The 12,141-nt window shown below is 57.0% G+C and carries 7 protein-coding genes; 6 read left to right on the top strand and 1 reads right to left on the bottom strand.

Features of this window, described 5'->3' with window-relative positions; genetic code table 11:
• Positions 1–128 precede the first annotated feature (128 nt).
• Together K0H47_RS27495 and K0H47_RS27500 are read left to right on the top strand one after the other, a co-directional pair.
• Positions 129–833 carry a FadR/GntR family transcriptional regulator gene (locus tag K0H47_RS27495; RefSeq protein ID WP_063029417.1) on the top strand — a complete coding sequence of 235 codons (705 nt, stop codon included), beginning with the start codon at positions 129–131 and terminating at the stop codon, positions 831–833.
• Positions 834–850: 17 nt separating this feature from the next.
• On the top strand, positions 851–1,534 hold the full coding sequence (locus K0H47_RS27500; RefSeq protein WP_219273932.1) for a GntR family transcriptional regulator: 684 nt from the start codon (positions 851–853) through the stop codon (positions 1,532–1,534).
• Between the two features lie 172 nt (positions 1,535–1,706).
• Here the strand turns inward: K0H47_RS27500 and K0H47_RS27505 are convergent, their stop codons facing one another.
• Complete coding sequence (locus K0H47_RS27505; RefSeq protein WP_063029413.1) at positions 1,707–6,566, bottom strand: NAD-glutamate dehydrogenase; 4,860 nt, start codon at positions 6,564–6,566, stop codon at positions 1,707–1,709.
• 1,019 nt (positions 6,567–7,585) lie between these two features.
• Between K0H47_RS27505 and K0H47_RS27510 the strand changes: the two genes are divergently transcribed.
• The 4 genes from K0H47_RS27510 (at position 7,586) to K0H47_RS27525 (ending at position 12,139) form a co-directional block, all read left to right on the top strand.
• Positions 7,586–8,776, top strand: coding sequence for a YcaO-like family protein (locus tag K0H47_RS27510; RefSeq protein ID WP_235616454.1), 1,191 nt, complete (start codon positions 7,586–7,588; stop codon positions 8,774–8,776).
• A 36-nt stretch (positions 8,777–8,812) separates the two neighbouring features.
• Positions 8,813–10,531: an ATP-binding cassette domain-containing protein gene (locus K0H47_RS27515; protein WP_257626757.1), complete on the top strand. Its 1,719-nt coding sequence runs from the start codon at positions 8,813–8,815 to the stop codon at positions 10,529–10,531.
• Positions 10,532–10,614: 83 nt separating this feature from the next.
• Positions 10,615–10,971, top strand: a complete 357-nt coding sequence (locus K0H47_RS27520) for a hypothetical protein (protein ID WP_063029405.1) — start codon at positions 10,615–10,617, stop codon at positions 10,969–10,971.
• Between the two features lie 208 nt (positions 10,972–11,179).
• A complete protein-coding gene (locus K0H47_RS27525) occupies positions 11,180–12,139 on the top strand; it encodes a MoxR family ATPase (protein ID WP_003218556.1) in 960 nt (319 codons plus the stop codon).
• Positions 12,140–12,141 lie beyond the last annotated feature (2 nt).

The following is a 12,141-nucleotide window of genomic DNA, read 5'->3' on the forward strand; positions in this document are numbered from 1 at the left end:
TGCCTGCGATGGCGGTGTATCAGTACATGATGGGGTGGCTGACACATCGCCATCGCAGGCAAGCCAGCTCCCACAATAGACCTTCGCTGGATTCACTACCGTATTTGCAACTTCAAGGAGACGTAGACGTGATCAGCACCTCAACCGTCGTCAATTCAGTGGTAGAAAAACTGCGCGCCGCCCTGGCGAGGGGTCAGTGGCGGCGCGGCGAGATGCTGCCCGGCCAGCGTGAACTGGCCGAGCAAATGGGCATCAGCCGCCCAAGCCTGCGCGAAGCAGTGATCGTGCTCGAAACCCTCGGCCTGGTGCGCTCCATGCCCGGCAAGGGCGTGGTGGTGCTGGAAACCACCCTCAGCGAATCCCAGGCCCAGGACAGCGGCGTGGCCGATGCCAGCCTCGAAGACATCCTGCAACTGCGATACACCCTCGAGCCGTTTATCGTAGGTTTAGTGGCGCAATCCATCAGCAGCAAGGAAGTCGGGCAACTACGCCTGACCCTGATGGACATGCGCGAAGCCCTCGACGCCGGCGACAGCGAAGCCGGGATGAACGCCTACATCGCGTTCCACGAAGAACTGTTCGCCCTGACCTCCAACCCGATCTTCCAGAACGTGGTGCAACAGACCAGCAACGCCCTCAAGCAAAGCGCTCAGGTGCTGCGCAATTCCCCTGAACACCTGGCGGAACGCTTGCAGGAAAACGACGCCGTGGTGCGCGCGATCCGCAACAAAAACAGCGCCCTGGCCAGCGCCGAAATGCGCCGGCACATCCTGCAGGAAGGCTTGCGCATGGGCATTCGCTTGAACATCCCGGATGACCATCTGGGTAGCTGACTTCCAGGAGACCGCGCATGACCGCTCACGCCCTGCACACCCCTTTCCCCTTTACGCCGTTGCGCCTGGTGGGCAAGCCGAAACTCTCGGTGGACGACATCTACCCGGCGTTGTTCGACGCCATCCTCGAGCAACGCATCGCCCCCGCCAGCCGTTTTACCGAGGAGAGCCTCGGGCAAAGTTTTGGCGTCAGCCGCAGCGTGATTCGCCGAGTGCTGGCGCGGCTTTCGCACCAGCAAGTGATCATCCTGCGGCCCAACCATCGGGCCCAGGTGGCGGCACCGGATGCACAACAGACCCAGCAGATTCTCGAGGCGCGACGCCTGACGGAAATCACCGTGGTGCAGTTGGCGTGTGCCCAGGCGAAACCGGCGCAGATTCGCCAACTGCGGGAGTTGATCGCACGGGAGCGCGACTGCATCGAGCGTGACGAACGTGGCCCGGCGATTCGCCTTTCCGGGGAATTTCACCTGCAACTGGCGGCGATTGCGGGTAACGCGCCGCTGGCACAGTTTCTCAACAGCCTGGTGCCGCTCACCTCATTGGCGATTGCGCAGTTTGAGGCCAAGGCTTGCACGTATTGCGCATGGCAGGAACATAGGGCGATTGTGGATGCGGTGGAGCAAGGCGATACCGGCAAAGCCGCAGCCTTAATGACTCAACATCTGGACCATCTGGAAGCCAAGCTCCTTATCACGTAGCAGCTGTCGAGCCTTGGCGAGGCTGCGTCGGCGGTGTGTCTGATACACCGCAAACGCAGCCTCGCCAAGGCTCGACAGCTGCTACGCAGAGCCAACCCTGTAAATGGCGCACACAAAAAAGCCCGGTATCTTTCGATACCGGGCTTTTTGTTTTAACGCTCAATCAGACCCATTACAGCACCGACTGGCCGCTCATCGCCAGGTCCAGCAACTCACGGTTGGCTACCGCGTACATGGCGTAGTCCGTACCGACCGCAGCACGAATCTCCACCATCATCGCGCGCCAGCGCTCCACCATGCTCGCGTTCTGCTCAAGCCATAGCGCCACGCGGGCTTCCATGTCTTCTGGCGCATCGGCCATTTGCAGAACCTTGATGGTGATCGCCCGTTGCTGCCAGTCCACGTCGTCGCGGAAGGCTTCACGAGCCTGGGCCTGCCAGTTGTTGCCCACCGGCAGATCGCTGATCTGCTGCAGGTACCACGGCAAGTCCAGGGCGCTGCCCACGGCGAAGTACGCCTTGGCCACGTCCGCCGCGCTCTGACCGGTCACGTCAGCGGCTTCGATGATCGGCAGCAAGGTGTACAGGTGGGTAGTGCCTGCCACCATTCGCGCCAACAGCTCCGGCACACCGGCTTCGACATAGGCCTGGTAACGGTTCTGCCAGCCTTCGCGGGTCGGACCTTCCAGCAGTTCGTCGAGCTTGAGGCCCAACGCCGCCAGGTGCGGACCGAAGTGCGCGACGTCACGGGCAGCATCCTGCTCGTTGCGACGGCTGCGCAGGAACCAGCGTGTGGCACGGCGGCCCAAGCGCATCAGTTCGTCCATCAACGCCAGTTGCACTTCAGCCGAAACCTGGTGGTCCAGGGCTTCGATCTGACGGAACCAGTGCGGGAGGTGGAAGATGTCACGCACGATCACGTAAGCACCGGCCACGTTCGCCGGGCTCATGCCGGTGGACTCTTTCAACCGCTGAACAAAGGTGATGCCCATGTGGTTGACCAGGTCGTTGGCGATCTGGGTGCTGACGATCTCGCGCTTCAGACGATGGCGACGCATGGCTTCGGAGAACTTCGCCACCAGGCTCGGCGGGAACGCGGTCTCCATGTCGCGGGTCAGGTAGTCGTCATCCGGTACCAGAGACTTGAGCAACGCTTCCTTGAGGTCGATCTTGCTGTAGGAGATCAGTACCGACAGCTCCGGACGGGTCAGGCCCTTGCCGGTGGCGGCACGCTCGGTCAGTTGATCTTCCGAAGGCAGGTACTCGATGGCGCGGTCCAGCTTGCCACGGCTTTCCAGGTCGCTCATCAGGCGCTTGTACTCGGCCGCTCGCTCGAAGGCTTTGCGGGCAGCGAGGGAAAGGGCCTGGGTTTGCTTGTAGTTGTTGCCCAACACCAGGCTGCCGACTTCGTCGGTCATGCTCGCCAGCAACTGGTTGCGCTGCTTGTCGGTCATGTCGCCGGCCTGCACCACTTCGTTGAGCAGGATCTTGATGTTCACTTCGTGGTCGGAGCAATCCACACCACCGGCGTTGTCGATGAAGTCGGTGTTGGAACCGCCGCCATTGAGGCCGAATTCCACACGACCCAATTGGGTCATGCCGAGGTTACCGCCCTCGCCCACCACCTTGCAGCGCAACTCGTTGCCGTTGACGCGCAGGGCGTCGTTGGCCTTGTCGCCCACATCGGCGTGGCTTTCGGTGCTGGCCTTGACGTAAGTACCGATACCGCCGTTCCACAACAGGTCCACCGGCGCCTTGAGCAAGGCGTTCAGCAGTTCGGTCGGGGTCAGCTTGTCAGCCTGGATGTCGAAGCGTTCTTTCATCTGCGGCGAGATGGCAATGCTCTTCGCGCTGCGCGAGAAGATACCGCCACCTTCCGACATGATGCTGGTGTCGTAGTCGGTCCAGGCCGAACGCGGCAGGTCGAACAGGCGCTGACGTTCAGCGAAACTGTTGGCCGGGGTCGGGTTTGGATCGATGAAAATGTGCAGGTGGTTGAAGGCCGCAACCAGTTGCAGCTTGTCGGACATTAACAGGCCGTTGCCGAACACGTCGCCGGCCATGTCGCCCACGCCCACCACGGTGATGCTGTCTTGCTGGACGTTGATGCCGCGCTCACGGAAGTGACGCTGCACACCCACCCACGCGCCCTTGGCGGTGATGCCCATTTTCTTGTGGTCGTAACCGGCAGAACCGCCGGAAGCGAACGCGTCACCCAGCCAGAAGCCATAGTCGATGGCGATGCCGTTGGCGATGTCGGAGAAGGTCGCTGTGCCCTTGTCCGCTGCTACTACCAGGTACGGGTCATCGTTGTCGTGGCGCACCACGTTCAACGGAGGCACCAGGACGCCGTCTTTCAGGTTGTCGGTGATGTCCAGCAGGCCGGAAATGAAGATGCGGTAGCAGGCGATGCCCTCGGCCGCGATCTCGTCCCGGCTGCCGCCCAATGGCAGACGACGCGGAAGGAAGCCGCCCTTGGCGCCCACCGGCACGATCACCGAGTTTTTCACTTGCTGGGCTTTTACCAGGCCCAATACTTCAGTGCGGAAGTCTTCTTCACGGTCGGACCAGCGCAGGCCACCGCGAGCGACGTTACCAAAGCGCAGGTGCACGCCTTCAACCCGTGGCGAGTAAACGAAGATTTCAAACTTCGGCACCGGCTTCGGCAATTCTGGAATGGCGTGCGGGTTGAACTTGAAGCTGAAGTACGACTTGTTCTGACCGTTGGCATCCGCCTGGTAGAAGTTGGTCCGCAAGGTAGCCTTGATCAGGTCCAGGTAGCGACGCAGGATGCGGTCTTCGTTGAGCACCTGAACGTCGTCCAGGGCCGTGAGAATCGCTTGCTCCAGACGTTGCTGCTTGTCTTCCAGGTCTTCGGCCGTCAGCTTGCGCGCCAGGTAGAAGCGGGTCTTGAACAACCGGGTCAACTCGCGGGCGATGTCGGTGTGGTTGTTCAGGGTGCTGGCGATGTAACCCAGGTCGAAGCCCAGGCGAATCTGCTTCAGGTAACGGGCGTAGGCTCGCAGCAGCGCCACATCGCGCCAAGGCAGGCCGGCGGTCAGCACCAGGCGGTTGAACGCATCGTTCTCGGCATCGCCGTTGACGATGTGCACGAACGCGTCCTGCAGGGTGTCGTTGAGCTGCTGGATATCGAGGTTCAGGCCTTCGGCGGCGGTGAACGCGAAATCGTGAATCCAGAACTCGCGGCCATTGGCATGACGCAGGCGGTACGGGAACTCACCCAGTACACGCAGGCCGAGGTTTTCCAGGATCGGCAGTACGTCGGACAGTGCCAGTGGGGTGTCGGCGTGATACAGCTTGCAGTGCAACTCGCGCTGACCGGAAACCTGGCCCAATGGCTGGTAGAAGCTCATCACCAGCGGGTTGGCTTCGGTGAGGCTGAGCAAGTGCTGCATGTCGACCACGGCCGAATGCGCCGCAAAACGCTCGCGATAGCCGGCCGGGAAGCCTTTCGGGAAGTCCGCCAGCACGTTGGTGCCGTGGGCTTCGCCGAAGCTTTCCACCACCAGGCTGGAGTAGTCGTCCTGCCAGCTGCGGCAGGCCTGCACCACTTCTTTTTCCAGTTGCAGCGGGTCGATGTCCAAGCGGTTCTTCGGGTCTACCCGCAGGATCAGCTGTACACGAGCCAGTACGGACTCGGAGAAGAAGGTCCAGAACTCGCAGTCCGAAGCTTTCAGGCGGTCCATCAGGACTTGCTGAATCTTCTGGCGCACTTCGGTGGAATAGATATCCCGCGGCACGTAGGCCAGGCAGTAGCAGAAGCGACCGTACGGGTCTTTGCGCAGGAACACGCGGATCTTGTTGCGTTCCTGGATCTGCACGATCGACATCACGGTGCTGAACAGCTCGTCCACCGGGGTCTGGAACAGGTCATCACGGGGCAGCACCTCGACCACCTGGGCCAGTTCCTTGCCCAAGTGCGCCTTGGCCTGGAAGCCCGAACGACGTTCGATTTCCGCAACCTTGCGACGGATGTAAGGAATCACTCGCACGCTTTCGCCGTACACCGAGGAGGTGTAGAGGCCCATGAAGCGGCATTCCTTGACGACCTTGCCGTCGGCATCGATCTGGCGGATCGACACGTAGTCCGGGTAGGCCGGACGGTGTACGCGGCTTGGGTGAGCAGCCTTGGCGAACGACAGCACAGCCGGCTCACGCAGGTAGTTCACTGCGTAGTCTTCGATGCGCAGGTCATCGGCCGTCAGGCCCGGGCGCAGCAGCTTGGTCAGACCGAGGAACGAGTGGGTGTCATATTCGATATGACCGCCATCCGCCTCGTCACGTACCACAAACTCTTCATAGCCGAGGAAGGTGAAGTGGTTGCCTACTAACCACTCCAGGAAGCTTTTGATCTCGGCTTTCTCTTCGCCGTCGATCACATAAGAGCTGGCGTCGATACCGGCCAGCAGCTCCTGGACCTTGGCTTTCATCGGTTCGAAATCGGCGACTGCAACGCGCACTTCGCCCAGTACCTGCTCAAGCTCCTTGCTCAGGACACTCAGCTCGGCGGCGTTGGCGCAACGGTCGATTTCCAGGTACATCAGCGATTCTTGCTGAACGTCTTCGCCCTGGGTGCCTTTCGGCAGGATTTCCAGCAACTCGCCCTTCTTGCCACGACGCACGCTGAGCACGGTGGTTTGCAGGGTATGGATGCTGTAGCCACGGCGGTTCAGCTCGGTACGTACCGAGTCCACCAGGAATGGCAGGTCGTGGTGCAGCACTTCGACCGCGGTGTGGGTCGATTGCCAGCCATGACGTTCGTAATCGGGGTTGTAGACCCGCACTTGCGGTTGGTTGTGATCAAAGCGCTCAAGCAGGCGCCAGGCAGACAGGGTGCAACCGGCCAGGTCGGACAAGCGACGCTGGGTCAGTTCATCCAGGGAAATAATGCCGAAAAATTGTTCAGCGAACAGCGCCACTTGTGGCAGTGCCTGTTCACTGATGTGCTGCGCCAGTGCCGCTTGCAGTTGGTGCTGGAAGTCGGCTTTGCTGGCTGCGGTGAAGAACGCCATCTGTGGTACTCCGCTTGGGCTTGTTATTGATGGAAGCGTCGCGTGTTATCCCCTTGCGGGGAGACCGTCAGCTCTGTTCGCGGTCTACAGTAACGAATTCAGAGTGACAGGTGGGTGAAGCTGGACAAGACAATGAGGTCACATTCAACTTCCATAAGATGCGCACCTTGCCAGGTGACGGTACGACGGGCAGGTCAGACTCCCGGCAGGGCACATCCGTTGCGCAGCTTAACGAGTGTAGGAAGCAGGCTGCTTGCGACGCTGCGACATATTCGGTCATCGGCACGCTGCTGGCGGGTTGCGACTTGGGCAACCGGGTGTTTTTCAGAGAAATCCCGGGGCGCCGAGTATCGGAAATGACTGATGTAGCCCGCCAGGTCATGCCAAAAGGTCTGACACACGATGCAGCACAAAATTCGCAGGATTTTCGCAGCATGCCGCGCGCCTCCTGAGAAAGTGAATCATCAGGGTAAATTCTCGGTGGTCCCCCCTTCTCAATAGAGAGGCTGAACTCCCAATCACATCAAAAGCTAAATGAGTGATTTGTCGAACCGCTCTTAGTTTGCCTACCTTTCACAAAACCATAAACATCACAAACCATTGAAACAGCTGCGTACAACCGCAGCTAAGCCAAAGAATCAAACATAGACAACTATCATCCCACGCCCCGACGAGATAATTCCTACACAAACACAGGACGCTCGCGCCTTCACACCAATTGAATCGAGGTAGGGCCACTGCTATTAATTGATCACTTGCGAAATTACGCGCAAGTGGGGAACTCACTATCGAGTGCCTCTAATTCAAAATAGAAACGAGGTGATTGAAATGGGTAATAAACGCTCCGAAATAACCATCCCGACTGGCTTTCCGCAAAACGCAGGCGCATCCGAAATCTTACTAGCGACCGAGGTCCACTTCTTCGCCACACTCACAAACTGACATTCCATACAAATGAAGCACCCGCTAAAAAATGCCGAAAGGAGATCCTTTCGGCATTCAAAAATAACGAGGTAAGCATGTCAGAACGAGAACTAAGCCCAACCAATGCTCTATCAAAAATAAAAGAGACCATTCATAGTCTTGGCCTAACTGCGATTACGCAGTATGCAAACAAAGAAAACCTAGTAGCGACGACGGAACTGTACGACGCAAATAGCCAACTAGTCGCATCGGGCGCAGGCAAAGGACCCGAATCACTTATTGGAGCACTCGCTGAAAGCTTAGAACACCTTGTCGCGGGCCAACCAATCGTCCTTGGTATTACGACGTGTCACTGCAAGGTAATTGCTGCACAAGCGCCGGCAAAATTCGACGGTTTACTCTTCAACTGCTCTCAAATCAAGGAGCCTCTTGAATGCTTAACGCTCACAACCCTTGATAAAAAGGAAAAATTATTAGTCCCACACGCGCTCCTCTGCCCAGCCATCGCCAAATACAAACGTCCCAAAGGAAACTCACACTTAAATTTTCTAGCCCGTTACTCATCCAATTCAGGTATGGCATTCGGATGTACGGAAGACGAGGCCCTCTTGCACGGCATTCTCGAAGTCATTGAGCGGCACATTCTATCGCTTTTTTATATGGCAATTTGCAAAATCGGCCCACCCATAAATTTATACTCCCCGTCCGCATCCCTCCTTGCGATGGCACTACATAACAATCCGTATGCAATAAAATCTGCCCAACGTCTCCAGATCGTGGTCATTAAAGATTTTTTAGGCGTTTATTTTGCAGCAGCTTTCCCCAGAGCAGGCGCAGGCGATCTACATATTGCATCTGTTGGCTCAGGTTGCTCGCTGGACGTTAACGTAGCTTTGCAGCGAGCGGTGACGGAGCAATTCCAAGCAAACGAACTGTATGACTCTGCAGGAGAAGAGCTGGACAAGAAAACCCTGGAGCTGCTGTCTAGCTCAGAAAAGCTCAAACATCTCATTGAGTTCTCCTCAATAAAGAACTTGAGACTGCCCCTCATCAAACATCAACACAAACAATTCTCAGCAAGCGTTCCGCATCAGCTGCAAATATTACAAAACAGCCTTTCCAATGACGGAAAGAAAATATTCTTCAGAACACTCACCAAGTTTGCCAACGGCTGTAGCGTTATACAAATCTACATCCCCAGCCTTGAGCGCTTCAACATTATTAGAAGTGGAAACTTGGTAGCACCCCAGCACACTCTACTCAGCTGCCCCACCCCTACACTATAAGTATGAATGCAGCTAAGAATGCCTATAGGCGACCAAATGCAAACACTTGTTAAAATAGCATGCAAACAGCATACAGCTCTGCTTACGTCTACCATCCTTACCACAATAGGGCTTAAACTTATAGCGCTCGCACCACCTTTACTGCTAGGAAAAGTCGTAGACGCACTTAGCAACAACCAGCCAACAATGAACACCTTATTCATACTGATTGCAGGCTTCATTCTGGCCGGATGCATTCAGGCCTTAGTAAACCCTGCGCAAATATTCCTATTATCCAAACTAATCCAACAAATCGTAAGAGATGCTTCAATCAATTGGATCGGGCAATTACTGCACAAAGACTTTCATCACTTTAGCTCATGGCGCATTGGCCACTTCATAAAGTCTGTGGAACGCGGAATCACGGCTCATGAAAAATTGCTTACGTTTTTCGTCACTGTCGCGTTTCCTATGTGCCTGGAGTTGCTAATTGTTGGGGGAGCCTTTTTGTATATGGGTGGTAGCGGAGTGTTCCTCGCTGTGATCGGCCTGAGTGCTATCTATCTTTTTACAGCCCACAAAATTATAAGATGGCGGAGAAAACACATTGACAGGATCAACGAACAAGAAGATGAGCTGGGTGCCATTCTGTTCAACACTTTAAACTCGGGGAAGTCTATAAAACTGGAAGGAGCAGAACACACTGCCACACACCCTTTGAAGGAAGCTTTCACCCAATACGCCAATGCCGCGGTAACGGTTACAAGCTCCGGCGGTTTTTTAAACGGTATAAAGATCCTATTCATCAGCCTTGCCACCGGAGGGCTACTTGGCTGGGGGGTATTGGATCAGCTTTCAGGACAACCCATTATTAGTCTTGGGCAATTAGTTGCGACATTCTCAATCGCTGGCAGCTTCTTAATCAACATTACTGCGCTTACAGAAGGCTACCGGGTACTGGATCAATTTCTCGCAGACCAGCGCCGACTCCTGCACCTACTGTCGTTACCAAATTTTGGCGACGACAACGGCCAACTCGAAATACCCCTACAGCCCAAATCAACGTTAATACTTAATCCCTGCATCGTGACTGGCACCAGCTCCATCCGCTTGACCATCAAGACAGCCATCGAATTTACCCAAAGTCAGTCAGTTGCCATCACTGGGCCAAGTGGAGCGGGGAAATCTACCTTGCTGGAAGTGCTGGCAGGCTTGAACCCCTCACTGACAAGCAGGTTGCTTATCGACGACAAGCCCATTTGCGAACTGAGTGCCCAAGCGCATTTGAGGTACCTGAGGTATTGCCCCCAGTCGCCCCAGTTCCTGGAAGGCTACTTTGATCACTCCGTACTGTTTGGAATCCCCCCCTCGCCACACTTGAACCACGCAATTGAGCAACTGAACCTGGAAGAAATCGTTTTAAACCGCAGCCTCAGCGAAAACGCGTCCAATATTTCAGGAGGCGAAGCAAAGCGTCTGTCCCTGCTGCGCCTCGTCAACAGGCCCGGGGAATTCAATTTATTCGATGAACCCAGCGCGTCCATCGAACAAAAACTGGCCACGCCTGTGTGGGATCTGCTGTTCGATACCTTCGGCAAACGCGGATTGATATGCGTCACACATGATGTCCGCCACCTGCACCGTTTTGATCAGGTTATTGTCATGTCAAACGGAGCAATCATTGATCAAGGCCCTTGGAGCGAGTTGGCTAACAAAACGTCGATCTTGACGCTGTTAAGTGACTTTGATCTGGAAAACCAAACCGGCAACAGCTAGGAACCCCTCATACACGATGCAGCACAAAATTCGCCGCAATGGCACAATTGCCCTGCTTCGCCCTCCCCCAGACAGGATTAACCATGCCATTGCAACTCACCACCGCCCACCTGATCGTCAACCCGTGCGATGACGAAGAAGACAACATGGCCATGCTCTGCTGCCACGGCGACAAGGGCGAGATGTTCATGGTGACCCGTTATCCGGATGAGGGCGAGGTGGAGATCACTTGGGATTACGAGCCGTCGACCCTGGACGGGTTGAAGATCACCCTGAGTGCCACGACGTTGCTCGTGGAGATTGGCGCAGCGGATGCCGATGCGTTGGGCGGCAGCGATCATCTGGAAATCAGCCACGGCACCGCAGAGTCGGACCTGGCCGAAGTGGAAGAAACCTTGCAGAACATTCTCAAGGGCACCGGGACCTATATCCGGGCCTAGCTGCCAAACCCGCACAATGTGGCGAGGGAGCTTGCTCCCTCGCCACAAAGGCAGGCGTCTATCGGAAAAAACCTCGGAAATTTCCCACATTTCCCAAAAAATACCCCCCGCGCCGTTAGTCGCCACCCCCTCCGATGCATTAAAGTAACGCCCCCAGGCCTGGCATTTTTCGCAATGCCCAGTCTCACCCCTCCAGGAACCGTCATCGATGGAACATCGTGAAGCGCTGCTTGCGCTGCGAACCTTTCTTTCAACGCAGATTCTCGGCCAGGAAAAACTCATCGAGCGCTTGCTCATTGCCCTGCTCGCCGATGGCCATATGCTGGTTGAAGGCGCTCCCGGCCTGGCCAAGACCAAGGCTATCAAGGAGCTTGCCGAAGGGATCGAGGCACAGTTCCATCGCATCCAGTTCACCCCCGACCTGCTGCCCGCCGACATCACCGGCACCGAGATCTATCGCCCGGAAACCGGCAGTTTCGTGTTCCAGCAAGGTCCGATCTTCCACAACCTGGTGCTGGCGGACGAAATCAACCGGGCCCCGGCCAAGGTGCAGTCGGCATTGCTCGAAGCCATGGCCGAGCGCCAGGTCAGCGTGGGGCGCAGCACTTACGAGTTGTCGCCGTTGTTCCTGGTGATGGCCACGCAAAACCCCATCGAGCAGGAAGGCACCTACCCGCTGCCTGAAGCCCAGCTCGACCGGTTCCTGATGCACGTGAAAATCGGCTTCCCGGACGCCGCTGTCGAGCGCCGCATCCTGCAGCAGGCCCGTGGCGAAGCGCTAAACGGCGAGACCAAGCCCGAGCGCCGGGTCAGCCAGCAGGCGATTTTCGCCGCGCGCAAGGAAATCCTCGGCCTGTACATGGCTGACGCGGTGGAGGAATACCTGGTGCAACTGGTGATGGCCACCCGCACCCCGGCCAAGTTCGACCCGGAAATGGCCGAGTGGATTGCCTATGGCGCCAGCCCCCGCGGCTCGATTGCCCTGGACCGCTGCGCCCGGGCCCACGCCTGGTTGGCCGGTCGCGATTTCGTCAGCCCGGAAGACATCCAGGCGGTGCTGTTCGACGTGCTGCGTCACCGCATCATCCTGTCGTTCGAAGCTGAAGCCGCCGGCATCGACCAGGACCGCGTGGTGCAACGCATTCTCGACGTCGTTGCCGTCGCTTGACG

It is taken from the genome of Pseudomonas sp. Xaverov 83, assembly GCF_019352905.1.
Classification (GTDB): domain Bacteria; phylum Pseudomonadota; class Gammaproteobacteria; order Pseudomonadales; family Pseudomonadaceae; genus Aquipseudomonas; species Aquipseudomonas yamanorum.

Coding starts and splice junctions, on each gene's coding strand:
- K0H47_RS27515 (WP_257626757.1), top strand. CDS start 8,813: ATGCAAACACTTGTTAAAATAGCATGCAAACAGCATACAGCTCTGCTT.
- K0H47_RS27525 (WP_003218556.1), top strand. CDS start 11,180: ATGGAACATCGTGAAGCGCTGCTTGCGCTGCGAACCTTTCTTTCAACG.
- K0H47_RS27500 (WP_219273932.1), top strand. CDS start 851: ATGACCGCTCACGCCCTGCACACCCCTTTCCCCTTTACGCCGTTGCGC.
- K0H47_RS27510 (WP_235616454.1), top strand. CDS start 7,586: ATGTCAGAACGAGAACTAAGCCCAACCAATGCTCTATCAAAAATAAAA.
- K0H47_RS27520 (WP_063029405.1), top strand. CDS start 10,615: ATGCCATTGCAACTCACCACCGCCCACCTGATCGTCAACCCGTGCGAT.
- K0H47_RS27505 (WP_063029413.1), bottom strand. CDS start 6,566: ATGGCGTTCTTCACCGCAGCCAGCAAAGCCGACTTCCAGCACCAACTG.